At 34.2% G+C, this 23,878-nt stretch carries 26 protein-coding genes and 5 pseudogenes; 9 read left to right on the top strand and 22 right to left on the bottom strand.

Annotation, left to right across the window (positions count from 1 at the left end; genetic code table 11):
• Positions 1-40 precede the first annotated feature (40 nt).
• From V179_RS32300 to V179_RS27150, 5 genes and pseudogenes are all read right to left on the bottom strand, one after another.
• Positions 41-272: pseudogene (locus V179_RS32300) on the bottom strand (IS4 family transposase); the annotation flags it as partial.
• Positions 269-463 (bottom strand): annotated as a pseudogene (locus V179_RS32630) (IS4 family transposase); the annotation flags it as partial. The pseudogenes V179_RS32300 and V179_RS32630, both read right to left, overlap by 4 nt.
• A 150-nt stretch (positions 464-613) precedes the next feature.
• The gene (locus tag V179_RS0105920; RefSeq protein ID WP_028390676.1) at positions 614-2,227 is read right to left on the bottom strand and encodes an FMN-binding glutamate synthase family protein; all 1,614 of its coding nucleotides are present in this window, start codon (positions 2,225-2,227) and stop codon (positions 614-616) included.
• Between the two features lie 1,030 nt (positions 2,228-3,257).
• Positions 3,258-4,097, bottom strand: coding sequence for a carbonic anhydrase (locus V179_RS0105915; protein WP_028390675.1), 840 nt, complete (start codon positions 4,095-4,097; stop codon positions 3,258-3,260).
• 792 nt (positions 4,098-4,889) lie between these two features.
• Positions 4,890-5,274: pseudogene (locus tag V179_RS27150) on the bottom strand (DUF1259 domain-containing protein).
• 387 nt (positions 5,275-5,661) lie between these two features.
• Between V179_RS27150 and V179_RS27145 the strand changes: the two are divergent.
• Positions 5,662-5,877 carry a helix-turn-helix domain-containing protein gene (locus V179_RS27145; protein ID WP_051404852.1) on the top strand — a complete coding sequence of 72 codons (216 nt, stop codon included), beginning with the start codon at positions 5,662-5,664 and terminating at the stop codon, positions 5,875-5,877.
• A 93-nt stretch (positions 5,878-5,970) separates the two neighbouring features.
• Positions 5,971-6,177, top strand: coding sequence for an alpha/beta-type small acid-soluble spore protein (locus V179_RS0105900; protein ID WP_028390674.1), 207 nt, complete (start codon positions 5,971-5,973; stop codon positions 6,175-6,177).
• A gap of 385 nt (positions 6,178-6,562) precedes the next feature.
• Here V179_RS0105900 and V179_RS29040 read toward each other — a convergent pair whose 3' ends face one another.
• The 4 genes from V179_RS29040 to V179_RS27135 all read right to left on the bottom strand — a co-directional run bounded on the left by V179_RS29040 (position 6,563) and on the right by V179_RS27135 (position 8,196).
• Positions 6,563-6,763 carry a hypothetical protein gene (locus V179_RS29040; protein ID WP_028390673.1) on the bottom strand — a complete coding sequence of 67 codons (201 nt, stop codon included), beginning with the start codon at positions 6,761-6,763 and terminating at the stop codon, positions 6,563-6,565.
• A 97-nt stretch (positions 6,764-6,860) separates the two neighbouring features.
• Positions 6,861-7,109, bottom strand: a complete 249-nt coding sequence (locus V179_RS29035; protein WP_152534701.1) for a hypothetical protein — start codon at positions 7,107-7,109, stop codon at positions 6,861-6,863.
• 62 nt (positions 7,110-7,171) lie between these two features.
• Positions 7,172-7,330 (bottom strand): hypothetical protein, encoded by a 159-nt coding sequence (locus V179_RS30980; RefSeq protein ID WP_161632337.1) that lies wholly within the window; start codon positions 7,328-7,330, stop codon positions 7,172-7,174.
• Positions 7,331-7,530: 200 nt separating this feature from the next.
• Positions 7,531-8,196, bottom strand: coding sequence for an IS110 family transposase (locus V179_RS27135; protein WP_051404851.1), 666 nt, complete (start codon positions 8,194-8,196; stop codon positions 7,531-7,533).
• 445 nt (positions 8,197-8,641) lie between these two features.
• Here V179_RS27135 and V179_RS0105880 point away from each other — a divergent pair, with 445 nt between their 5' ends.
• Positions 8,642-8,992 carry a hypothetical protein gene (locus tag V179_RS0105880; RefSeq protein ID WP_028390671.1) on the top strand — a complete coding sequence of 117 codons (351 nt, stop codon included), beginning with the start codon at positions 8,642-8,644 and terminating at the stop codon, positions 8,990-8,992.
• A gap of 166 nt (positions 8,993-9,158) precedes the next feature.
• On the opposite strand, the pseudogene V179_RS27130 reads toward V179_RS0105880, so the two are convergent.
• Positions 9,159-9,649: pseudogene (locus tag V179_RS27130) on the bottom strand (IS3 family transposase); the annotation flags it as partial.
• Between the two features lie 915 nt (positions 9,650-10,564).
• The gene (locus V179_RS0105865) at positions 10,565-10,771 is read right to left on the bottom strand and encodes a hypothetical protein (protein WP_028390670.1); all 207 of its coding nucleotides are present in this window, start codon (positions 10,769-10,771) and stop codon (positions 10,565-10,567) included.
• Between the two features lie 223 nt (positions 10,772-10,994).
• Here V179_RS0105865 and V179_RS0105860 point away from each other — a divergent pair, with 223 nt between their 5' ends.
• Positions 10,995-11,294 (top strand): TM2 domain-containing protein, encoded by a 300-nt coding sequence (locus V179_RS0105860; RefSeq protein ID WP_028390669.1) that lies wholly within the window; start codon positions 10,995-10,997, stop codon positions 11,292-11,294.
• Positions 11,295-11,346: 52 nt separating this feature from the next.
• Here the strand turns inward: V179_RS0105860 and V179_RS0105855 are convergent, their stop codons facing one another.
• Together V179_RS0105855 and V179_RS0105850 are read right to left on the bottom strand one after the other, a co-directional pair.
• Entirely contained in the window at positions 11,347-11,583 is a 237-nt protein-coding gene (locus V179_RS0105855; RefSeq protein ID WP_028390668.1) for a LexA family protein, read from the bottom strand.
• A complete protein-coding gene (locus V179_RS0105850; protein ID WP_028390667.1) occupies positions 11,576-11,800 on the bottom strand; it encodes a hypothetical protein in 225 nt (74 codons plus the stop codon). Before V179_RS0105850 ends, V179_RS0105855 begins: the two co-directional genes overlap by 8 nt.
• A gap of 107 nt (positions 11,801-11,907) precedes the next feature.
• Between V179_RS0105850 and V179_RS0105845 the strand changes: the two genes are divergently transcribed.
• From V179_RS0105845 to V179_RS0105830, 4 genes and pseudogenes are all read left to right on the top strand, one after another.
• Complete coding sequence (locus V179_RS0105845; protein ID WP_028390636.1) at positions 11,908-12,237, top strand: YolD-like family protein; 330 nt, start codon at positions 11,908-11,910, stop codon at positions 12,235-12,237.
• An 11-nt stretch (positions 12,238-12,248) separates the two neighbouring features.
• A pseudogene (locus tag V179_RS30515) lies at positions 12,249-12,461 on the top strand (UV damage repair protein UvrX); the annotation flags it as partial.
• 318 nt (positions 12,462-12,779) lie between these two features.
• Positions 12,780-13,619 (top strand): tyrosine-type recombinase/integrase, encoded by an 840-nt coding sequence (locus V179_RS0105835; protein ID WP_028390665.1) that lies wholly within the window; start codon positions 12,780-12,782, stop codon positions 13,617-13,619.
• 298 nt (positions 13,620-13,917) lie between these two features.
• The gene (locus V179_RS0105830) at positions 13,918-14,562 is read left to right on the top strand and encodes a cupin domain-containing protein (RefSeq protein WP_028390664.1); all 645 of its coding nucleotides are present in this window, start codon (positions 13,918-13,920) and stop codon (positions 14,560-14,562) included.
• 327 nt (positions 14,563-14,889) lie between these two features.
• Here V179_RS0105830 and V179_RS0105825 read toward each other — a convergent pair whose 3' ends face one another.
• The 5 genes from V179_RS0105825 to V179_RS0105795 form a co-directional block, all read right to left on the bottom strand.
• Positions 14,890-15,414 carry a YHYH domain-containing protein gene (locus tag V179_RS0105825; protein ID WP_028390663.1) on the bottom strand — a complete coding sequence of 175 codons (525 nt, stop codon included), beginning with the start codon at positions 15,412-15,414 and terminating at the stop codon, positions 14,890-14,892.
• A 794-nt stretch (positions 15,415-16,208) separates the two neighbouring features.
• On the bottom strand, positions 16,209-16,784 hold the full coding sequence (locus V179_RS0105820) for a dihydrofolate reductase family protein (protein WP_028390183.1): 576 nt from the start codon (positions 16,782-16,784) through the stop codon (positions 16,209-16,211).
• Positions 16,785-18,055: 1,271 nt separating this feature from the next.
• On the bottom strand, positions 18,056-18,265 hold the full coding sequence (locus V179_RS0105805; protein WP_028390660.1) for a hypothetical protein: 210 nt from the start codon (positions 18,263-18,265) through the stop codon (positions 18,056-18,058).
• A gap of 526 nt (positions 18,266-18,791) precedes the next feature.
• On the bottom strand, positions 18,792-19,184 hold the full coding sequence (locus V179_RS0105800; protein WP_028390659.1) for a hypothetical protein: 393 nt from the start codon (positions 19,182-19,184) through the stop codon (positions 18,792-18,794).
• A 264-nt stretch (positions 19,185-19,448) separates the two neighbouring features.
• The gene (locus tag V179_RS0105795) at positions 19,449-19,847 is read right to left on the bottom strand and encodes a DUF3888 domain-containing protein (RefSeq protein WP_028390658.1); all 399 of its coding nucleotides are present in this window, start codon (positions 19,845-19,847) and stop codon (positions 19,449-19,451) included.
• A 176-nt stretch (positions 19,848-20,023) separates the two neighbouring features.
• Between V179_RS0105795 and V179_RS0105790 the strand changes: the two genes are divergently transcribed.
• On the top strand, positions 20,024-21,298 hold the full coding sequence (locus V179_RS0105790; RefSeq protein WP_028390633.1) for an IS110 family RNA-guided transposase: 1,275 nt from the start codon (positions 20,024-20,026) through the stop codon (positions 21,296-21,298).
• A 462-nt stretch (positions 21,299-21,760) separates the two neighbouring features.
• Here V179_RS0105790 and V179_RS0105785 read toward each other — a convergent pair whose 3' ends face one another.
• The 4 genes from V179_RS0105785 to V179_RS29645 form a co-directional block, all read right to left on the bottom strand.
• Positions 21,761-22,249: a hypothetical protein gene (locus V179_RS0105785; RefSeq protein WP_028390657.1), complete on the bottom strand. Its 489-nt coding sequence runs from the start codon at positions 22,247-22,249 to the stop codon at positions 21,761-21,763.
• Between the two features lie 282 nt (positions 22,250-22,531).
• The gene (locus tag V179_RS0105780) at positions 22,532-23,032 is read right to left on the bottom strand and encodes a DUF3986 family protein (RefSeq protein WP_028390656.1); all 501 of its coding nucleotides are present in this window, start codon (positions 23,030-23,032) and stop codon (positions 22,532-22,534) included.
• Between the two features lie 213 nt (positions 23,033-23,245).
• Positions 23,246-23,470 carry a hypothetical protein gene (locus V179_RS0105775; RefSeq protein WP_028390655.1) on the bottom strand — a complete coding sequence of 75 codons (225 nt, stop codon included), beginning with the start codon at positions 23,468-23,470 and terminating at the stop codon, positions 23,246-23,248.
• A gap of 131 nt (positions 23,471-23,601) precedes the next feature.
• A partial coding sequence (locus V179_RS29645; protein ID WP_200868660.1) for a VanZ family protein occupies positions 23,602-23,878 on the bottom strand: 277 nt, incomplete at its 5' end.

Raw genomic sequence — 23,878 nt, 5'->3', positions numbered from 1 at the left:
CCTTTTCTCCTAAATAGAAAGAATAATTGATAGGGTATACTACGTTAATCCCCATTAATTGCTTACTTTTGTCCTTCATGACAATGCCTTTCTTCTTTTCACGCACAGCTTGATTGTTGAGACGTGTTTGCGTTTGATCGTCTGTTAAACGATGGATAATCACACGTGTTAGAAGCTTTTGTTTTTGTCCAAATAGGCTTCAGGAATTTCTAAAGTTTCACCAGCTACCAGCTCTGACATCATGTTACCATATCAAGTTGAATGTATATAGTTGCGTAAGAGATGTACTGTCGACTTCTTGGTTGGGCCAAATGCAAAGGTCGATGAGTTCATCTGCTTGATACCTACTAGATCGCTGCACAAAACCAACCTGTTTAGCGATTTTTTGTAGAACGATTGGAGATAGTAAACGCTGTAATTCTTGTGAGAATAGATGTAATTCTTCAGAAAGCGAGAGGTCCATGAAAAAACATCAGCAACGAGATTTTTTTACCACGACTCATACTCATTCTTTCCTTTCTATTCTTGCTTGTTTAGTTTTCTCTAGCGCATAAAAATTATGATTTAATTTCACTATTTACTGTTTGTGAATCATTCTGTTTATAAGGAACTTCTACTTTCTAGGTTCATTTACACCTATTTGCTGCCGGATTTCATGGAGGATATTTTCCAGTGATGTCACGACTCCTTTGCTATCTTTATAACTAATATGCTTCGGTTGAAAATGAACGGGTGAATCCAAACCTGCTGCTGCTGAAATTCGAAATAGTCCTTTTCGAAGTGTCACGAGAAAATTGACGACGCGGTATTTCTTTTCGTCAATTACGAGAGCCTTTTGCAATTCTGGGTCAGTTGTCGCTACCCCAACTGGACAGGCATTGGATTGACATTTCAATGTTTGGATACATCCTATGGTAATCATGAATCCACGCGCAATATTGACGAGATCGGCTCCCATCGCCAAAGCAATCGCAATCCGGTCAGGGCTGAAAAGTTTACCTGAAGCGATAATTTTAACCCGGTCGCGCACCCCGTATTTTTGAAGGGTCGAGACAACAATTGGTAGGGCTGATTTAATCGGCAATCCGACACTATCAATTAATTCTTGATAGGAAGCCCCTGTACCGCCTTCCCCGCCATCTACGGTGATAAAGTCCGGCCCTTTGCCTGTCTCCTTCATATATTTGGCTAGTTCTTCGACGCTATCATTACCACCGACAACCATCTTCATTCCAACAGGTTTACCTGTATGGTTACGAATTCTTTCAATGAATTCACACATCGTCGGTATATCACTGAACTGATGAAAACGATTGGGACTATCAATCGACTTGAATGGTTCCACTTTGCGAATTTCGGCAATTTCTGGCGTAACTTTTTCTGCATCAATATGTCCCCCGCGAGTTTTGGCACCTTGAGCGAGCTTAATCTCAAATGCTTTTACTTGAGGAATTTCACTTTTCAGCTTTAACTCGTCCCAATCCATTTCTCCAAATTTATCACGAACTCCGAACATGGCCGGGCCAATCTGCATAATGATATCGACGCCACCTTTTAAATGATAGGAAGATAGCCCACCTTCTCCAGTATTCATCCACGTACCTTTTGCTAACGCTAATCCTTCTGATAAAGCTGTTATAGCATTATAACCTAATGAACCATAGCTCATCGCCGACATCCCAATCAAACCTTTTAATCTAAATGGATGCTTTGTATTTGGGCCAATGACCACGGCATCATGGTCATGCAATAAGTAAGCACACGATTCCTCATCCTCCCATTTTTCCTTTCGCTGCGAAAAAAGCGGATCCTTCAATAAGATAGATCTTTTGGTTATCACCTTTGTTTCTCTATCGAATTTTTCTTCTTCGGCTAATTTTGGGAATATATCATTTCGAACAAAAAGACCTTCTTCATCAAAATCACGTTTTGAACCAAACGCAACTACATCTCGCATATACTTTGCGCTTTTTACGATATGTTCGTAGTCATCCCTTGAAAACGGCTTTCCTTCATTATCACCGTTAAAAAAATATTGCCGCAATTCTGGACCGATTTTTTCTGAAAAATAGCGCACCCTGCCTAGTACTGGGTAATTCCTTAGTATGGCGTGATGCTTCTGATTTCGGTCAAACATTAATAAATAGATTAGAAAAATGACAAGTGCGATTAAAGCAAGTGCACCAAAAGTAAATGTGATGATGATTAAACGACTTGCAATATCCATTTTACCCCTCCTGGTAATAACCATATTGGGTTTATTTTATTCGAACCTGAATCTCTTTATTCAGAGGACAAATGTCGGATTGGTTTAAGGGTACCGTCAAGAAAATGGGCTTACCGTTGTAAATCCGCATTCCTGACGTGATCCATGTCCCACGCACCAGTTAGTTGAAGAACAAAAGTTTTAGATTAACTCACCTATAAGCCATATCTCTCCACCGAAAATTTCTTCATCAACCAATTCAACATCCTTTATTTCTTCTTTTTTTTTTTAAAACCCAGCTGGTATAGTTAAGCCCCATTCTTTTGCTAAGTTTCGATTAGCAGAAAATGGTCTAATCCTTATCAAATAGACAGCTATAATAAAGTCTAAGCAGCCAGTGTGTTTCGATTTTTAGATGGAGTACACCAATTTGGATATTAACCTGAATATTTGATATACGGGACAATCCTCTTAAACCCTTGATAGGACAGGATTGGACTTTTATTTATGGGTATCATGTTCTAAGGGAAAGTGCGATTAACGCTAAAACGTTAAAAGTTGAATTCAACACTGCTGTTGATACAGCAAAAGCTGTAGTTAAGCATGAGCAAAAATATTAGTTGTACATTGTATAAATTGTTCATATATTTTAACCCTCAAAAAAAATTCTCTGACTTCTTCAACTATAACAAAGAATAGTTTTTAATAATTGGTCTGTTCAATACACTAAAAATTCAATACATTTGTGTTAAACTGACCATTTAGTTGATGAAAATTCTGAATACCATCCATCTTCTATTAGACTATTCAATTCCTTTTAAGCCGCATTCTCTTAAATGACCAAAAATCCCAATAGGTCTATCCTATTGGGATGGTTACTTTATCAATATATTCTTATTTTAAAAGGATAAGAAAAAAACTTTCTCATAAAATTATATTATTATAGAAATAATACTTATCTGAGAAGTTCTAATCAAATATGCTTTCCCAATGTTCTGTATTTTAGAATTTTGGTGTTATAGGCCTCAATGTGAATGGAATCTTTCTTAACCTAGTCCTTAATAATTTCACGTTCGTTTAAAGGCTGAACAGGACGATGATTATCAGGGAAAATTTGCTGAAATGCTTGAATTTGTTCTTTTGACATTTCAATCGGATTTTCGAAAATAATCCATTTCACTTCTTCGGTACAAGGTGGCGTCGTTAATGAACCGTTATAATAGAAAAAGGTTTGATCTGAAGGGAGTAAAGCTTGTAAATCAATAGGTTCTTTTATGGAAATATCTTTTTTTGTTTCACCATTTGGTAAAACACTCCAAATAGATGCCAGTTTTTCATTTTCTTTTCCTTCTTGAATCATTACACCTAGGACAGCAAGCTCACCGTTCGCATCTTGGTGTACAAGATGCAGTTCCATATCCAAGAGTTGACCATTAAATTGATGCTCGCTTGGTGTATGGAAATGAAATTGAGCAAGATTGTATTCCTTTCCTTCAACGATAATGCTATTGCTTGGTGTTGCCGCGTTAGCCTGTACTGTATGACCGTTATTGACTATTGAGAAAGGTGTCGGTTGATATTGAATTTCAATGTTTTCTATTTTTTTACTTGTTTTCAACTGAGAGAATTCAATATTGATCGGTGATTGTTCACTTCCATTGATACAAGCTGAGTATGTGGGATTCAATTCCCCCCAATGTTCAGGTCCTGTTTCTTCTTCATAAGACCAGTGAGTAGTGGGTGTATCATTTAACTCTGTTGCTTTGTTTTCTTTCGTGTCAGTTACTTCTTCTTTTTTTGGTATAGTTGTTTCCTTTGACTGATCTGAGCAAGCTCCTAATAAAAAACTTAAAGATACAACTATAAATGGATAAACAAGATGCTTTTTCATATTTGGCAACGTCCCTTCTACCTTATTTTTCTATCTCTTACATATAAAATACAATAATACTAAATATTTCATAAAACACAAAACATTATTTTCCAAAAACACTTGCTTTTTATAATACAGTTAATATATACTATACGATCACAAAAATAACCAATAATCTTATGAATTAATACACAGTGCTTAATGACTAGTTTCCATTTTAATGATAAGCATTTTTTGTTTTTTGACATACTGAAAGGAACTAACTTAATACACCGATATGGTCTACAAAACCTAACTATTAATAAATATCGAATGAAATTTATTAGGCTGAAAATTACTAATTTACGTACATGACCTTCTTATTATTCTAGAAGCGTATCTTCACCCAGGGATTCTGAGTTGGAAAATATTAATATTCTGAAAATTAGGCATCATAGGGATCTTATATCTGAGCTTTCTGGATTAAGCTGAACTGATAAGTTCGATCATTTTAAATATGATTCCTACAATATTACTTACCAGATTTTTTAGTTTTCAATAACAAATCATAAGCGTTAAGTTATGCCAACATAGTCAAGATGCGCCTCTATTTTGAAGCCTTGCGCATGTCCGTTTTTAATTCCTTTCGTTTGTTTTATAAGTAAGTAAGAAAACTTATTAATAATGCTCCAATTCCAATTAATACACCGATTTCTATTGTCATTTGGTAATCCCTTTGCAAAATAAAAAGAAAGAGCCCTAGAACAGGACTCACTACATGTAATTATTTAATTTCACCTACTAGATAGATTACATAATTAAATTCCTCGGCTAATTCCATAACGCTCTTCTGACTTTTTTTGCAAAAAACTAGTGGATCATCAACATCTTCAATATTAACGTAAATCAAATTTGGATTATCAAACAACCACTCGTTGTGTACTGACGAAACTTTTATTCCTTAATTAAGAAGTGCAGCAACAAATCCACCTACTTCTTTTTGTAAGAGGACTCTTCTGCCTAGACACAAGGCTCTTCCTGAATTATCTCTCGATTTGAATGAGAAAGAAGTTGTTACTCTAAAACGTTTTTTCAATATTGTTACATTTATATCATCTCGAATTATTGTTACCATGCATTTTCCACCGTCGAATCCTTCTTGGCCACCGATAATTTTTGCGAACATTTTACAAATTGACTCATCATTAATCTCCATAAATTCATTCCCTCCTTTCACCAATAGGTTATGAATTTTGGACAGGACCTAATGGACATGAATCTTCTATTAATACATCTGACATTACCTTGATATAATTCTGAGAATTTTTGTCTGTACGATCAAAGCAGGAAATATTATCTATATAATGATGATCATGACGTCTTTTTGTCCCAATTTTGTAATTTACATTGCTCTTTAGCATTTGCTTCAAAATCCTTTTGAAACTTTTTGGATTCTAGCTTTGTAATATACCATTACCATTCGTCCATTCCCTTTCTAACTCCCCTATAACTATGCAATATCACCTCAATTACCTAATATTACTTGATTTGGTATCTTTCATATTGCCACTGTGTTAGACTTGATTAAATCGAGGTGATTTAATTGGCTATTTATAAAGCAAAAAAGAGCAACCTTACGACCCTTTTGAATAAAAGCAATATTGATTTTAAAACTCTATCTGAAAATACAGGTATCCCATTGGTAAATCTTTCAGATTATAGCAAGAGAAAAATAATGAGCATAAGTACCGCAATGACAGTCTCAAAAGAACTAGGCTGTACTATAGAAGAGTTATATGAATGGAACAAAACAGAATGATTAATTTCATTCTTTTTTATGTATAAAATTTATCCAACTAATACAAACTACTCATGCAACACCATATTCTAAAATTCTAAGGAGATGTACATCATGACAAGTAACAACAGTAACAGTAATAATCTAGTTGTTCCGGGAGTACAGCAAGCATTAGATCAAATGAAATATGAAATTGCACATGAGTTTGGAGTTACGTTAGGTGCTGAAACTACATCAAGAGCTAATGGATCAGTTGGTGGAGAAATAACTAAGCGACTGGTGCAAATGGCTGAGCAACAAATGGGTGGATTTAAGCATTAAAATTTAATTGATTATTATATGAATTATTGAGGAGAGTCTTCCATCTGACCTGCTCTCCTCTAATACGCACTTATTAAACACTACGTAAATCTATATTGTTATTTATGTAAATTAATTTATTTTAATTTTCCAAACTAATCTTAATGTCTCGACCATCTATAGTAGTATAGAAATATTGAATTCATATTTTGATTCAATTAGTTTTAGAATGTCTGGAGTGACATTTATGGTTTGCTCTTCAGGAGCTGCATCTAGAACACGTATTCATTATTAGTTAATCCAGTTTATTTTACATAAGCCTCACCAGTCGGATATTCTTTCCATTGTATCAATCTCATCTTTGGTGACAGTGTTCCCAATTGTTTTTTAGATTTGATTATGTTCCCTACTTTAGCTTCTCTTTAGCCCCTCTAATCAAGCTAAACATAAAAAACATTAGTGACAAAATAATAACCGGGACAAGAGCGTAACTTTGGAATTGTCCTAAAACTCTTCTTACAAACTCTAACAAAACCCATAATGGTGTAGATTTTGGTCCCATAGAATGGAGTGGTTGACCAATTACTCCTGCCCACGCTATTTCCATAGGACTAATCCCATATTCGGAAGCTGAATGGGCGGGAACAGGCAAAGCACCGAAGAAGAACGCATTATTGACATTAGGAAACTTAATGACAAACTGATTAATGCAACAATAATTGTGTGAAGAATGGCCCTAATGAATCAGGGACAATTGTCAGCAAGTCTGTAGTCATTGAATCTACCATTTTTGTCTCAGATAAGAAAACTGTAAAAATAGCAGCACCCCAAACCAACATAACTACTGGTACAGCATGACTTGCATTTTCTTTAATGACGTTTTTTGTTCTGCAAGATTTAGGATGGTTGACTGAAAGAGCTATTACAAAACCTATTATAAATATAACAGGCATTGTCGCTAACCTTAGAATAAGAGCTACCATAAGCGATAGCGTTAGCAAGAAATTAAACCAAACTAACTTAGATGTCTTATCTTGAGCTTCCAAAAGTAGCTACCAATTCTGAATTCATTTTCATTTCTTGTTTGATTTTTTTCTAATTGTACGATACCAAGATTGTCCATATTAGGCACTAAAAATAAGACAGCACCCGTTACATCATCCAGTTTAGCCATTTTCCCCAATGGTATACGACCTATATATCCTGGTAAAATCCTTGATCCAGTTGCTAATCCTTCTATGTTATTTATTACGTGGTATTACTTTCAATCTACTTAAGCAACATTTGATTCACTTACTTGATTATTCTCAATGTACAACCGATAGCCCAAACAAATCCAAGCAACTCTCTAGCTACAGCTACAACAGCTACCTTTCAACCTTTTCCTTTCGTAGAGATACGATGATATTTCATATGAAGACGGTGTTGAGCCTTCCAAGCAATACGTTTTGCCCCCGGATCTTGACCTTCCTGACGTTTAAGCAACTCACCCTTAAGAGATGGACGATGACGATAAGACCAACAAACTTCTACTATGGAACGACGAATTTGAGAGTTTCCTGTTTTCATAATAGAGCCTTGCCAACGGTTGGACCCACTTGAGTATTCTTTAGGGACTAGACCAGCATATGACATCAGTTGTCTTGGATTAGAAAAGCGAGAAAATTGTCCAATTTCAGCTAGCAAAGTAACGGCGGTTCCCTCTGCGACTCCTCTTAGTGTTTGAAGTGCTTGAATGACGGGCGCATGTTCACTTTGAATAGCCTCTTCATGTATTTGAGTTTCAAGTCGTTTCATACTCTCCTCAACCTCATAGATGGCATGAAGATATTCCTGAAAAACGATCCGTTGTGAAGATCTTGCAAAGGTTAATTTATTTAACCACTCACGATGCTTTACAGTCCAATTACGGACTCCTTGAGGAGAACGAATTTCATGACGAAGTAAAAAGTGCACAAGTCTCTGACGAGAAACAGCAATCGCGACAGCAATAGTAACTTTAGATACATCTAAACCAACAAATTTTTGTACATCCTTCATAATAACGGCTCCTTTTCGTGTGTAGTTCTACACTTAGTTTTTTATTTGGGTAGTAACATTATGACCAAGTGCAACCTACGTTAAGCGATGGGGCCGTTTCGTTCATTATGACTAACTGATGCTTTAGTTTAACAAACGATTATCCAAAAGAAGCCCTCTCAATTAAGAGAAGGGCTTTTAGCATATGAATCACAGGGGTGTTTATTATTTTCCCCATTCAACATAGAAGCAAACATTAATCGAGTAAGATTTTTTATTGTTTATCCTCTTTTCCACAACAAAGCATGATAAGCTTGAATTAAAACTCCTTAGAGATGGAATAGCGTTTAATAATAATCTTGCTAAAAACATTTGCTAAATAGAAACATCCAATAAATAATAACCCCTCTAACGAGTAAGGGGTAAGGTAGCACCCAATCCAAAATGAAGATCGAGAGGGATTATATTGTTTATTACAGTATTCTTTTATGTAATGGCTCCTCTGTTAGTCATTAGAATTGCGGTATGGGGTTTTTCGATGATAAATGGAAAATTTGTAAAAGATGTTGAGCAAATTCTAGACAACTCTAAGAAATTTAGTTTTTTCAACCTACCTGAAACCATCGGATACCTCATTGTTGGTATTTTTGTAGTGATTTTTCACCTTATATTACCGAAGAAAACCGCAAATATTTTGGTAAAAATCACATACTTTTTAATCGGACTTCTATTCATTATTTTCGCAGTATTTTTCCTGTATATAATAATTAAAGAGGGAAATTCAATTATAACTGATGTTAAAAATAATAACTTGTAAATTCCATATAAAAAAGAGCATCGGTGGATGCTCTTTTTTATGCTGTTTATTGGTTTAAATCTTTTACTAATTTCAGTGTTAATTCGTGAGATATTTTAAATTTCCCTCCCTAACGGAACCCCTTTCTCAATGAAGTGACCCCAAAAAGTTAGACACGGTTATTTCATTAGGCAGCTTGTTGGGCATAGATTCGGTATTGTACCGGACTCATGCCTTTTAATTTTGCCTTAATTCGTTGATTGTTATAATACTTTATGTATTTCTCCATTTCTAGTTTAAAATGTTCCACACTTTCAAATTCTTTGAAATATAGAAACTCTGATTTCATAATGCCAAAGAAATTCTCCATAACGGAATTATCGTAACAGTTGCCTTTACGAGACATGCTTTATGTAATACCTCTTTCTTTTAAAGAGTGGCGATACTGTTTCATTTGATAGTGCCAGCCCTGATCGGAATGCATTAGAAGCTCATCCTCTTCAGATAAGTGTTCAAACGCCTTTTCTAACATCTCTGAAACAAAGGAGTAGGTGGGTCTAGATCCGATTGTATAGGTAATGATTTCACCGTAAATAAATCTAAAACAGGCGATAAATAGAGTTTCTCCCCGAATAATTTAAACTCTGTAATGTCTGGTACCCACTTCTGATTTGGCTTATAGTCACAGAAAATAATCCGGCAAGAATTATCGGAAAAGAAATTCGTTTTACACAAGATTTTTAAATTTCTAACGTTAGCAATTTAATCAAATAAAGTGGGTGACGGCTCACTTTTTCTTAAAAAGTAGGTTCTGAAACATTCTAAAGGTTTCGAAAAGGGGTTCTAAAAGGTTAGTACGAGTAATTCTGAACGAATCGAAAGGAGTTTCGAAATGATCTATTTGTACAAGTATAAAAAGAAAGGATATGCAAAATACTTCTCGGAATACCGAGTATTGCATAAGGACCCTTTCACAAATAAACAAAAGGAAAGATCAAAGAAAGGGTCCGAAAGTAAACCAGAACACAGTTAGCAGCTGAAGAAATGGAAAGGCAATTGCGAGAAGGTTATGAGATAACTAACGAATCTTAGAAAACATATCTAAATACTTGGCTGGAAGAGTATAAAAAACCCCTTTCTTAAAGGAACGGAGCATTAATGAAATTAGTATATTTTTTCAACATGAGATCCAAAGAGGTTCTGTATATATGTTGTTCCACCTGACACATTTTCAAAACTGGATGTCCGACTGGAACACCCAAACATCGAACAGTGTCTTCTTGGAAAATGTCACCTGTAGTTTTATACATCAAAATTTGGTATGAGTTCACATTGTCATCAAGTACATGCAGTGCTGAAACGACCTCACGATTTTCAAATGGGGTCTCCTCAACATTAACCACTGTACCTTGGAAAGTTCAATTTTTTGAAATATGGTTGAGGGTTTTTATTTAAGTGCCTAGCTGTTTGGACGAATCTGCTTTTTGCTTTACTTCAGTAATTGTTTCATCTGATATAGCTGGATAATTTGTGATTTGCGACAATATAATCATAAGATTCTTGGGATAGTTCTAGTTAATGGTCTGTTAAAATCTATATGTCTTCTTTAAACACTTCAGCGTAAAATGCCTCCTGGCTAATTACCGGTTTATTAGGAGCTTCTTCATCAGCTATAGCCTCTGTATTAGAAGAAGCTTTGTTATCGTCTTTTTGTGGCACATTTGCTTTTTGGTCAGATCCACACGCTGCTAGAATAATAGTAAACATTGAAACTATTGCTAAAAGCCAAATCTTTTCCATATGTACATCCTCCTATATTTTCATTTTTTTCAAATTATATCCCAATTCACAATACCAGACTACACTAATGGTATAAAAGACTCAAAAACAGTCCCTTTTAGAGAAGGTCTTTATCTATATTAGTTTTTTCCTTTTTATACAATGGGTAAAATTAACAAAAAATAGGTATTTACATCTAAGTGCCATAACTGGTACTATTTACTCTGAAAGGAAGGTATTATATATGAATAATATTTTATTAAAAAAAGATCTATCGGCCGAACAGTTGGCAATGGTTCAAAGTGAACTAGAAAAGAAACAAAAAAGTAAAGGGCTTGCCTATCTATTGTGGTTTTTCTTTGGTGGAATTGGTGGTCATCGATACTATGCTGGGGATATTGGTATAGGGATTGGGATGACGTTAACTTTAGGTGGATTGGGACTTTGGGCATTAATTGATGTATTTTTTATTGGAAAAAGAATTGAATCAAAAACCAATCAATTGGAAATGGAATTAATTCAGCAAGTCAAAGCAACCGCATAATTTACATAAGAAGAGTCCCGCATACATCGAATAGGACTCTTCATTTATCTGTTTACACAAGTGCTTCTTCCTCTTTATTTATTAAATGCAATGTTCTTGGTTTACCATCTTCCCAGTCCACAATTCCCCTATTTTTCAACATAATTATATGCCCCATAATTGTGGATGACGAACTTAACCCAACTTCATTTCCCACCTCTTTAATAGTTGGAGGATTTCCATTTTCTAAAGTTATATCCTTAATCGCCTTCATTATATTAATCTGTCTTGTTGTAAGTTCACTAAGCATAATTTACTCCATTTCTTATCCGTGGTTTAGCGACTGACAAAATGTTGGCTTTGATAAATATTCTAGGCTGCCTTTTTGTTAGGCAATAAGCACGGATAAATTTCTCCTCTATCCTCTTAACAATAATCAATCGATCCGTAATGACTCCCTTGTTATTCATATACATAATTTCTACAGGTATTTGCTTTTCAAGTGACGATATAAATAATCCCAACATTTTACCAGTTCCTTTTTTACCATTATTTTATAAGAACATTAGTTCGGTTTTGAGTTGTATCCGAACGAATGTTTGCATATAATATTAATATCGAAGGAGATGGTCATATGATTCGTGATAGAGGAACAATTAAATGGACAGCTATGATGCTTCCAGAACATGTACAAAGTCTAAAGGATGTTCTAGTTGATGAACAACGGATAAAACAACCCATACTTGATGAACAAGAAATTGAAGAAATAGAAATAATCATATGTGAGGCAATGGAATATAATACGCCTGTCACTTTTAAAGTTTTTAATAATGGTTTTGTAGAGTCGATTACCGGAACTACTCATTACATTAATCAGTTAAAAAGCCAAATTATTTTCCAAGACTTAGATGGTTACTTTCATCACATCCCTTTTAAAAATATTATTAGCGTGCAAGAAGCATAATGGAGGGAAAAATGATGGATTATAGTCAATTTCCTAAACGTGCTATCTTATGTATAGACATGAAGGCTTTTTATGCTAGTGTTGCAGCAGTAATGCTTGGACTTGATCCAATGAGTTGTTACCTTGCTGTTGTTGGCAGCACGGACCGTCAAGGTAGTGTGGTATTGGCGGCTTCACCGAGAATGAAGAAAGACTTTAAAATTAAAACTGGATCTCGGCTTTATATTCAGGGTTTTTTTAGAGATAAATTAAAATAACCTTTTTTATCAATAGTTATCATAATTTTCCTCCACGTTTTAAAGAAACGGCGCAAAATTAATTTGGAAAACTCCTTGTTTTAGGAATTTTTGTTTGTGGTTTTGGAATAAAATATATATTTGTTGTAGCTCTCTAATAAAGAGAGTTTAATTAAGGGTTCAAATAGAGCAGATGTTTTCGTTGACGAACTGAGATTGTTTTCTTCCAATGCGAAACAATTCCTTACGTCTCCATTTCTACAATCAAGGCAATAATTCCTCCAATACGAAAAGGAGGAGATTTTTTTGTTATTATCAAGAACTTGGGAATTATATGGATCGGATAAAAAGATCGAAGGATTCTCCCCTCAGACATTAAAAGCATATAATCTCCAATCTAAGCTACTTATCCAATACTTTGACGATGTGAATATTGAATCATTGACTACTGATCGGCTGAAAGAATACTTGGAAAAATCCAGTGAACACCTCAAGCCATCAAGTATGGCTCATCGAATTCGATTTATTAAATCGATATTTCGTTGGTCACACGAAGAAGGGCACATACCGAAGAATCCTGCTGCAAAAATCAAAGAACCTAAACAAGGAAAACGGATTCCAAAATTTTTAACAGAGAGAGAAATAGAACATTTGAGGGAAGCATGTATTACGCCAATGGAAAAGGCGTTATTTGAATTTATGTTTTCAACAGGTTGTAGAATAGGGGAAATTGTTTCTCTTGATAAAAATTGTATTAATTGGTCAAATCGTTCCGCCATTGTGCTTGGGAAAGGTGATAAGGAAAGGGAGGTCTACTTTAATATACGGTGTGAAATCTGGCTCAAACGATACTTGGATCTTCGTCAGGATAAAGACCCAGCTATTTTTGTTACTGAACGGCACCCACATAGAATGAGTATTGGACAAATGAGATATATCATAAAACGAATATCAAGTCGAGCAGGGATCGACAAAGAAATTCATCCACATCAACTACGCCACAGCTATGCGACACACCTATTGAACAACGGAGCTCCTATTGATGTTATTCAAAGTTTACTGGGACACGAAAAAAGCGAGACCACTAGGATTTATGCTCAGCTAAGTGGAAGTGTTAGAAGAGAATTTTACAGAAAATATTTTTAAAAGTGAATGGCAAAAGGCAACGGATTCTCCGCTGCCTTTTCACTATCGCACCCGTTAGTGTAAGTACAATGTTTCACAAGTTCCCTTCATGTACTACTATCTTGTCCAAAACCACTTTTAAAAGGAAGCGAATTAGCTATAACAAAGCATAAACATAATCATCTCAAAAACGTTCATTTTTGAGATGTACCTTCTCTTCTGCTTCACACTAAGTTATTCTCAATCACTTTGCACACCGAACATGTTTTAAGTACATAAAATACCTATATATTTCTTATGTAATGAGGTGAAGAAAATTATGACTTTATATATGGATTACACATCACCATCAACTCAATACACATTTGACGTAAATAACAGTCCCTTGTTTAAAAAGGATAACAACAACCTTATTAACATATTAGGTGTGAACCAGTTAAATACATTGGAAAATGTATCTCTGTTAGACATTTTCCTAAGTGCCAATAATGTAGCAGAACCTCAATATCACCCAAATGCTGCCGAGTTGAACTATTGTATTTCCGGGGCGATAACTGTTTCGATGCTGAACCCATTTACAAAACAAATTCTCAATTACGCTATTACCCCCGGTCAAGTGGTAAACATTCCACAAGGTTGGTGGCATTATCAAATGGCTACTGCTGATAACACTCACTTTTTAGCAATTTTTGATGCACCAACTCCAGAGGTGGTTTTTGGTTCAGACATATTAAAATATACTCCTACAAATATTATGGCACATACCTACTGTCTTGATGAAAATAAATGGAAAGATGCAATTGGACCGGTTAAACCATCAACAGTTATAGGTCCTTACACAAACTGCAATAGTAAAAATGAAAATTTCTCTCAGCGGTATTTAATTCAACAGTATCAACAACAACAATATAATCAACAATATCCCTACATGCCTCAGTATCAGCAATATTGGGGCTTTAGATAAATTAAATAAATAAATCTATCGGCATGGCTAAAACCATGCCTTTTCTGTGTACCTGTTTCGCTCAAAAGCAACATGAAGGAGTTATCTCGCTTTTTCAACTAAACTGCACCGTTACTTTAAGTGTAATCCTTCACAATCTCAATTGCATTAGAGATAAATATTTGTTTACTTTCCTCAACAATATGGCCCGTTTGTTGAACAAAAAAAATCCTGCATATCAACACAGGATTTTTAATCAAACTTTATTATAAATGATCAATCTTTGTTTTAAATAATCGAACTTTGTATTAAATGATCAATCTTTTTTATAAAACTACATCCATCCCCCTAATGGTCTTTTTTATGGCTATTAGGGGATATTTTATTTTTACAGTTGTTTCTATACGCGTGAAAAACGTTATAAATTATAGGAATTACCCAAAATATCAATATACCTAGACCAAATAGAATATATAATGGATTTTCCTTGAATGTTTCCCAAACTTTTTCCCAAAATGTAGGGACATAGGTATCTTCATAACCCATTTTATAAGCCTTCAAAGTGTAAGGTATCAAATAATCAGCTTTTTCGTCATCTATTTCTCCGGTAAGCACTCTATTGTGTAATATATCTTCATATTCTTCATAACGATTTTCACCTTTTCGGCCATCTTCTTGACCAATTGGGAACACAGTCTTATATGTACTTTCCCAAGCGTCCTCTAAACATTCTCCAGAATGGCAGTGATACGTGCCATCATCTGTTTTATTATGGCCACCATACGAATCCGTTCTTCCACTGTGTGCAGATGTTTCATGAGGTAGTGACAAAACTAGTAGAAGAAAACAAAGGATTATATCCAATTGTTTCATCTCTACATTTCCCCCTAGAATGAGTTTTCAAGCCAATTATATAATGATGGATATGTATCTTTCTTAGTATCAAAAAATTCCTTTTCACGTTGTTTTCTCATAGTAATTTGACGTTTATTTTCAGCATATAACTCCGGCAATAATTGCAATTACTATTGAAAAAACTTTTTGTATTGTAGTTGATTTGTTCGCAATTCTAACCTGATTCAACTTATTATATATTTCTATTATACCCTCCAATTCTTCAAACTTATTTTCATATCCAGACACAAGTAGCTTGAGAATGTCGAAAAGAAGCTTTTTCTCGAGGGCCTGTTAGTACACATAGCCGATGATCTGCCCGAAGTACTAATACTTCTTACAATTATCCCACTTAATCTTACTTCCTCCTATGAAGTATATTACCAGAATACGGTTGTGATTATTGCTCTAAACTGCCCATATAGTCTATGTGAAATTTTTCGGAAACACAATTATCTTGAAATTATTCATCTATTAAATGTCCCTATAACGGAAAAAAGCGATCCTCTTTATTGAAGAATCGCGCCCTTATATGGAAGACTTGATTTCAAGATAATACAATTACAATTTCCATTGTTCCCCTGTTACTTAAAAATAAGAAAAAGGGGTTGGTGTTGGTTTAAAAAATAAAGTTTGTCGATCACCCGACAAACTGAATTAGACTGACTCGTAAAAAAAGCAGTGACGGACTAGGAACTCGAAAGACCTAGACTGCCGCTGCTTTTATTGTGCTAACGTAATCCGGTTAGCGTAATCTATTTTAGGTGACAAGGTCATCTACCCGTCTGGTAAACGAGACCTATGGCTCCAGAATCAAATGTCTTGTTTTCGATAAGTTTAAGATTGATCTTCTCCTTGAGACCTTGGAATAACGGCAACCCGCTGCCGACCAGGACGGGAGAAACCGTAATTTTATACTCATCAATTAAATCAAGCTGCATAAGGTAGTGTGCGAATCTAGGACTGCCTAGGATGACCATATCCTTGCCTGGCTGCTGTTTGAGGTTCTTGATCTCTTCCTCGACATCTTCTTTCACCAGTCTGGAATTGTTCCATTCGACTTTCTCCAGCGTCGTGGAAAAAACGATTTTGGCTGTCTTTTCGATCCACTCGGCATGATTCCGTTCATACTGCGAAGCTGATGGGTTCGAAGGCACAGATGGCCAGTAACTGTGCATCATCTGATAAGTCCCACGTCCCCAAATGACAGTGTCGGCAGTACTCAGAATTTCTTTCGCGTGTTTCTCCAAATCAGAATCGTAGGAAACCCAGCCAATGTCCATTTCACCGTTTGGCCCTTCTACAAAACCGTCAAGCGATGCGTGCAGAAATAGAACGAGTTTTCTCATTTTCAGTTCTCCTTTGTTCATGAGGGATGTCACATTATACTTTGCAGTTTTCATTAATGTTATGTGCAGAGTCAAGTTTAGCACACATAACAATCAATAATTTCTTCTAGATTGCTAAATTTCTTTATTAAACAATTTGGCCCGTTTGCTGAATAAGGTTTCTAAGGAACACAACATGAATGCTCTATACAAATCTAGTTATCATAAAGTCACTCAAGGGGTTCCGAATCGTCCGTTTTTATTGGTTATACATGATTTTATACATGGTTGATGAATCAATATTTCCGGCTTCTTCAGAAGCCTGGTAGCTGCATAAAAAAGGGGTATTTTATACAAATTCTTCTTTCACTAAAGCACCCGTTACTTTAAGTACACTATTTCACAAAGCTATTCTAAAGGTGATAGTAAATGTATTTGATTTATATTGTAAGGTGGTGATGCTGAATTTTCTTCTACACAATTAGCCACTTTATTTTTTTCTATTACGGACGCTCAAAGTGATAAACAACAATAAAAATATTAATGCCAATATTAATGGGAAAAAGGTTAAAATCCAAGATATTGTAGATATTTCACCATTTCCAATTGGACCAACCTTTGGGCGATTCAATTGATAAATATTGAATATAAATAACGCTATAAGGAAAATTGACCCCAATAAAAATACATTTTTTCTCACTATTTCCCACCTCTAGTCATTTATCTATGTAGGTAATTCTCCAAAACAGACTAGTTTTCCTTTAACATCTTATTAACCTTCCACGTTAGCTCAATAAAAAACAGGATAGCCTCCGCAACCCCGCTGTTCAATTAAAGCTACCCGTTTTTTTTGCAATTAATCTTCACGATTTCGTCTTAGAAAAGCGTACCCACATTAAAACTACCAGAGCAGTAAAGAAAACTCCAAGAAAGAAAAAGAGCATAAACAATAAAGTTAGCAACGAAGCACTCTTTGACAATGGTTCTATGTTTGTAAGAACAGCAAAATAATTTGAAGCACTCTTGGTACTCACAATCATTACAAAAAGCACCACAATACAAGACATAAAAATAAATACTTTTTTCATACACGTCGCCTCTTTAGTAATTAAATGAAATTAATGTCAATATTAATATTAACAATCTAACCTTCTTTTACGGTTGATTTTTTTGTGATTGCTTATTAAACTATCCTGCCACGTTAGTAAAACAAGAAAAGCTCCCAAAATGACAGCATTAAATCTTAAACTTTTGCACCATTTAGCTTAAAAAGGGTTGTCATTATTAACCACTTAGAGAATTTGTCCATGTAAGATACGGGATAAAACAAAAACAATTAACCCAGATATCAGTAATTTTACATGTCTTGATTTACTTTTCTTTTGTTCACTCTTCTTATTCATCGTATCTATAATCCACATATTAATGACGCTAATAAACATAATTAAAACACCTAAGAATGCCATTAAATAAAATAAAAAATCTTTTATCAAAGAATTCATCTTTTCTACTCCTATTTATTGTATTAAAGGATTCCATTTACTTTTATTCGTTTCTCAAAGCGTTTTAATTATCCCATATTGAATTAAGCTGCCCGTTACTTGAAGAAGAGATGCGTCTTCACTATTTTAGAAACGCACCCTGTCAGTAAAAAATTACAAAATCCTGTTTAACAATAGATCTAATAGAAAATACAAAATGGAGAAACCAACAACAAAATAAATAAACCTAAGAAGATGTTTTCTCCAGTTCGTTTTTTCCTTAAAGAATACAGTTAGGAATATTAAGATACCAACAATCCAGATTTGAATGTACATTTGCATAAAAATCACCGTTTATTTTTTGTTAATTTTATTCTTAGTTTTAACTATAATCTTCAATTATTCTATCCGTTGGTGGAACAACAAAGAGGCTGCAACAGCTACCCAGTCCCCAGCTCTTGCACCCGTTAGCTTAAGAAGAAATTTATTATTTAGGCTTAGATAGCTTAAAAGAAATTGATTTTGCAGCAATAAAATAACCAATGTCTTAAATAATGTTCTTGTTTCTTACGTCGTACACAATAACATCAATAATTAACATAACTAAAAAAACACCCATATAAATCGCTATTATTAAAGCAAATGTTCTATCTATTCCTTTACTATTTATCTTCAGTACCACATCTAAAAAAGTAAAACTAACGAAAGTAACATAAGTAAATAGTTGCATTAGAACTGCCCATACTGTGATTTTACGATTAAAAGGGATTAAAAATAAAAAAAGCGATGTCACTTTGTTTATATATATCATTAAATTAGTTGGTCCATTATCTTTTGATCCGAATCTCGCCGCGGTTAGTATACTGAATAAAAAACATATGATAATCATACCGTATATTCCTTCAGAGCCACTTACAATTATTTCATAATTACTTATCATTGAAGCAGTCCTCCACGCAACCAAGACAATTACGGTCGCTCTTTTGTGATTTCTATCATCTTCCATTGTAATCGCTTATACTTGCTCAATCATACTGGAAATTGAAGGGACTTCCATAGGAATTCCTGCAAAATGCAAATAAAAAAAGGGACCTAATGTGGTTCCCTTAAACATCCATTGAGACAAATGACGGTTGTTGGATATCCGATGGCGGCGAATTGCCTTCTTCAACTAACGCACCCGTTAATTGAAGAAGATGTTACTTTACTTCTTTTTATAGTTCACTAACTCAATTTTATTATCTGTTTTTCCTTCTTCATTTTTAATTCCTACTTTTATGGTCATATAATCATAATGGTAGATATCTTTTACAAGATTATCAAAAACTTGAATTGAAAAATCAATTTCATACCACCCTTTTAATTTTTCAGAATCGTACTTAACATTTAGAACTCTATCTATATTCCAATGTTGTTTAGTTTTATCATAGTTCACATTAATAATTTTATCCATTTCAGGAAGAAGGAGTGTGAATAAAACATCTTGAGTAGTTACATATGGTTTAGGAAATTTTTCTGGTGAATTTTGTTCAGCAAAAACAAGGTGACTATTGAGATATACACTTATAAATAAACTAATTAAAATTACTCCAACTTTTTTCATCTTTTCGCCCCTTTAATATTAAATTAAAGAGTATTTTTCCTAAAATCTTATTAAACTATTCTGCACCGTTAGAATTCCTGTAGATGGTTAATATTCACCTTTGATAAAAATAGAGCCCCTCAGTAAGATGATTATACACACACAACACAAAATCATTCTTAGGAGGAAGCTCTACTATGAAGTTTAAAATGCAAGACAAACAAAATCAACTGATTGAAAGAATTTCTAGCCAACATCTCGTTGTCGGTGTGGATATAGCACAAGAAGTTCACGTCGCTCGTGCTGTTAACTTTCGAGGGATTATAGTCGGTGATCCTCTCTCTTTTAATAATAATGAAGAAGGATTTGCTAGATTACTACAATGGATGAACCAGTTACAAACCCTAAAAGGATTTGATTCTACAATAGTTGGTATGGAACCTACGGGTCATTATTGGATTAACTTATCAAAATGGCTATATGAACAAGATATTGAAGTAGTAACTGTTAACCCCCATCTTGTAAAAAAGAACAAAGAAAACCGAGATAATTCCCGTTCAAAAAGTGATAAAAAAGACGCTCTTGTCATCGCTGATATGGTGAAGAATGGTTACTATTCCTTTATTCGTCCTGCTTCAGAGGCCTTTGAAAAACTACGAGTTTTAATGTCTAACCGTGACATGACAATTAAACGACTTGTTAGTGCTGTCAATCAAATCAATCGTTGGGTAGATATTGTTTTTCCTGAACTTCGACAGGTATTTAAAGATGTTAAAGGAAAAGGTGCAATTGCCACCCTTCGATTATTTCCAACACCACTTGAACTTCGTTCAATGAAAGCACAGGATATCGTTAATGGCTGGAAAACCCAGATGAAACGCCAAGCTGGATTAAAAAAAGCACAATTACTAATTGAATTAGCTAAGCATTCTGTTGGTACTCACCAAGCTCTTGATGCTTATAAATTACACCTAGAACAATTAATTGAAGAATTTGATCTAGCAACAATCCAACTTGAGCGAGTTGAAAAAGAAGTCACTGAGGTCCTTAAACAAATTACTTTCGCGAGAAAGTTACTTACCATTAAAGGAATCAGTGAAATTGCACTTGCAGGCATTTTAGGTGAAGCAGGAGATTTAAGTGGGTTCGCTCATGGTAATTCTTTATTACGTCATGCCGGTTTACATCTAGCAGAGGCTAGTTCGGGTAAATGGAAGGGTCAAATTGTCCTTTCTAAACGTGGGAGGTCCCGTTTGCGGCGTTTCTTGTACTTAGCGACAATGAGTCTTGTCATGAACAACCCTGATTTTAAAGAGCTACACTCTAACAATGTTCATGTAAAAAAGATGAAAAAAATGAAATCCATCATGAAATTAATTAATAAATTTGCAAGAATATTAGTAGGAATGGCGCGAAAGAATGAATCCTATCGCCCTGACGAAGTGCACCCTATCACACCATTGGCAGCCTAACGTAAACTTACTGCAATTCTTTTATAACCATATCAAAGTAGCTGATAGCTTTTAAGATTAATATCTTTCGAATATTGGCTTATTCGTAGGATCTCAAAAGAAAGTACGAAGTACCGGATTTATTGTGCAAAAGGGCTCTGACCCGTTGAGACATGGGAGTGAAAACCTCCAAGGGTGGCGTGGAGAATACGTACATTATATGGAAATCATTGGAGCTATCACTGCCTCCTTTATTTAAGTACGCCTTCATGTAGCCAAATTGTCAAAACTCATTCAATCAATCCCTTATTTTTCTTTCAAGTGATTTGAAATCCTGCGAATAAGTGAGTATTCGAGAGATAATCGTATCTAACTGAGGGAGCTTAATAAGCTAGATTAAAAAACACCTCTTATTTTATTTCAAGAAGAGTTTACATAATCACCTTTATCGGAAGAGAAAATAAAACAAGAATAAATTGCAGGTTAAACTTTTTGTTTTAATTTTTCTATCGTTTTAAGTACTTCTTCTCTATTTTTTGAAAGTTTCATCCATGTTGGCAGCCTACTTTCAATACTCAAATAATATAATCCAGAAGGTCTTACATGTTTTTTAATATAATCTTCTATATGGGAAAGATGCTCGAAATTAAAAAACCATATATTATGTCCACAACACTGTGTTTGAAGATATAAAGGTAAACCGAAGTACCAATCAATCCCTTGTTTTTCATCAAATAGTTCATGGCTAAATGCCCACAGATTATCCCATCTTCTTTTTGGATGTATATCTTTGATAAACCCACATTTACTACATACTAAACGCTTGGATTCGTGTCCTATATACCCTGGTTCATTCTGACCTTTTGCATTGCTGGGAGTAAAAATTCTAGAACAGCTGTTACATCTAGGACAGTGAACAAGAAATAAATCCGAATAAGCGATTAATGATCCACCTACACCTTCATTTAACATTTGATTTTCACCTACTTTTTATTTAAAATCCTTAATATTATTATAGGCTATTATCTATGGCCCTATTAAATAAACATAATGAATACTGTATACAAACCTAGTTAACATAAAGGGAACTATCGGAAGTTCCGAATCGTCCGTTTTTATTGGTTATACATGATTTTATACAATGTTGATGAATCAACAATTTCGGCTTCTGAAGAAGCCTGGTATCTGCATAAAAAAGGCTGTTTTATGCAAATTCTTCTTTCACATAAGCACCCGATAATTGAATAAGAAATTCTATTTTTTCCGTTCAATCCACTTATCAAAATTAAGTTCTAGCATATCCATAGGATCCTTACTATTACTAATTTCTAACTTAAATATAAAAATGCCCTCATCTAGTAAAGTACCTTTATATACCTCTGGTAGATCAGAAAATACTCCATCTGTATAGTAAACTTCCCAAACATCTTCATCTATCTGAAATGCTGTGGCTTCGTGTAGAACTTCATAATTATCGTTTAAACGACTTATGTGATAATGTTTGTAGTCAATAATCACCGCATCTGATAAATCTAACGAAAATTCGGTAAATATTTTCTGTTTCAATTCTTCGAATGATTCTTTAACTAACCCTAAAGTAATAACGTACCCTTTTTCTACCCCATTATTATCTATCATTGTAAACTCTTCAAAACCAGAGTTATTCTGTATTTTACTCCAATTAATAATTACATCTCTTAATTCCAAATATCCCTTAAGGTGATTGGGTAAAAAAATTTTATAATTTAGCTTCATATACAGCCCCCTTTCCAATAATTCTATAATTTTCATAATAAAAATTATAGTACGTCGCGTCTAAACTTCTTCAGCTAACTTGCTCCGTTAGTTGAAGAAGTTTTTTCTGAATGTATGATTTTAGATAGAATCATACATTCGAAAAAGGCCGTCATTTGGCAGCCTTTTTATGGCGTTAACGCACCCGTTAGTTTAATAAGGAATTCTCAATTTCTATAAAGAAATTATTGGAAGTATAATTAATGATATTCCCAATAATATGAGTAATATTTTTATTATGTACCACGGAAGCAATAAAATAATATCTGCTAAAAAAGGTAGCCCTCCCACATTTCTCGATTTTTCATGGCGATTTTTGTTATGAAATATACCTACTACTAATAAAAATAATCCAATAATGCTTCCAAGAATAGCACCTGATGAAATATATTCACTCAATTAATTTTACTCCTTTATTTTATTGAATTTATACTCCTTACAGAAGTAACGCACCCGTTAGCTTAAGTACAATTTTTCACAAACTCTTTATAATAAAGCATTATCATTATATAGAAATTGACTGGTTTTACTCAGAAAACTCTTTGTTTTTGGGGTGTTTTTTTATGAATCAGTTTTACAATAGTTAAGTTAAGCATTAAGAATACTCCGTATCCTATAAGTATTCCGAATGTATTTAAAATAACATCATCAATGTCGGTACTACGCCCAATAAACATTTGAATAATTTCAATAAAGCAAGTTACTGTTAAACCTAAAAATAAAACTCTTTTAAAGGAATACCACTTTTCCCAAATTAAGGGGATGAAAAACCCTAAAGGTGAAAACAACAGTAAATTGTCAGAAATA

Source organism: Bacillus cihuensis (assembly GCF_000504145.1).
Lineage (GTDB): Bacteria > Bacillota > Bacilli > Bacillales > DSM-1321 > Peribacillus > Peribacillus huizhouensis.
The sequence above is the reverse complement of the archived record's forward strand: the minus strand, read 5'-3'. Positions and strand labels throughout refer to the sequence as shown.

Excerpts from the sequence above, each read along its gene's own strand:
- V179_RS0105920 (WP_028390676.1), bottom strand. The coding sequence starts at position 2,227 with ATGGATATTGCAAGTCGTTTAATCATCATCACATTTACTTTTGGTGCA.
- V179_RS0105915 (WP_028390675.1), bottom strand. The coding sequence starts at position 4,097 with ATGAAAAAGCATCTTGTTTATCCATTTATAGTTGTATCTTTAAGTTTT.
- V179_RS0105900 (WP_028390674.1), top strand. The coding sequence starts at position 5,971 with ATGACAAGTAACAACAGTAACAGTAATAATCTAGTTGTTCCGGGAGTA.
- V179_RS29040 (WP_028390673.1), bottom strand. The coding sequence starts at position 6,763 with ATGGAAATAGCGTGGGCAGGAGTAATTGGTCAACCACTCCATTCTATG.
- V179_RS29035 (WP_152534701.1), bottom strand. The coding sequence starts at position 7,109 with ATGCCTGTTATATTTATAATAGGTTTTGTAATAGCTCTTTCAGTCAAC.
- V179_RS30980 (WP_161632337.1), bottom strand. The coding sequence starts at position 7,330 with ATGGCTAAACTGGATGATGTAACGGGTGCTGTCTTATTTTTAGTGCCT.
- V179_RS27135 (WP_051404851.1), bottom strand. The coding sequence starts at position 8,196 with ATGAAGGATGTACAAAAATTTGTTGGTTTAGATGTATCTAAAGTTACT.
- V179_RS0105865 (WP_028390670.1), bottom strand. The coding sequence starts at position 10,771 with ATGGAAAAGATTTGGCTTTTAGCAATAGTTTCAATGTTTACTATTATT.
- V179_RS0105860 (WP_028390669.1), top strand. The coding sequence starts at position 10,995 with ATGAATAATATTTTATTAAAAAAAGATCTATCGGCCGAACAGTTGGCA.
- V179_RS0105855 (WP_028390668.1), bottom strand. The coding sequence starts at position 11,583 with ATGCTTAGTGAACTTACAACAAGACAGATTAATATAATGAAGGCGATT.
- V179_RS0105850 (WP_028390667.1), bottom strand. The coding sequence starts at position 11,800 with ATGTTGGGATTATTTATATCGTCACTTGAAAAGCAAATACCTGTAGAA.
- V179_RS0105845 (WP_028390636.1), top strand. The coding sequence starts at position 11,908 with ATGATTCGTGATAGAGGAACAATTAAATGGACAGCTATGATGCTTCCA.
- V179_RS0105830 (WP_028390664.1), top strand. The coding sequence starts at position 13,918 with ATGACTTTATATATGGATTACACATCACCATCAACTCAATACACATTT.
- V179_RS0105825 (WP_028390663.1), bottom strand. The coding sequence starts at position 15,414 with ATGAAACAATTGGATATAATCCTTTGTTTTCTTCTACTAGTTTTGTCA.
- V179_RS0105820 (WP_028390183.1), bottom strand. The coding sequence starts at position 16,784 with ATGAGAAAACTCGTTCTATTTCTGCACGCATCGCTTGACGGTTTTGTA.
- V179_RS0105805 (WP_028390660.1), bottom strand. The coding sequence starts at position 18,265 with ATGAATTCTTTGATAAAAGATTTTTTATTTTATTTAATGGCATTCTTA.
- V179_RS0105800 (WP_028390659.1), bottom strand. The coding sequence starts at position 19,184 with ATGATAAGTAATTATGAAATAATTGTAAGTGGCTCTGAAGGAATATAC.
- V179_RS0105795 (WP_028390658.1), bottom strand. The coding sequence starts at position 19,847 with ATGAAAAAAGTTGGAGTAATTTTAATTAGTTTATTTATAAGTGTATAT.
- V179_RS0105790 (WP_028390633.1), top strand. The coding sequence starts at position 20,024 with ATGAAGTTTAAAATGCAAGACAAACAAAATCAACTGATTGAAAGAATT.
- V179_RS0105785 (WP_028390657.1), bottom strand. The coding sequence starts at position 22,249 with ATGTTAAATGAAGGTGTAGGTGGATCATTAATCGCTTATTCGGATTTA.
- V179_RS0105780 (WP_028390656.1), bottom strand. The coding sequence starts at position 23,032 with ATGAAGCTAAATTATAAAATTTTTTTACCCAATCACCTTAAGGGATAT.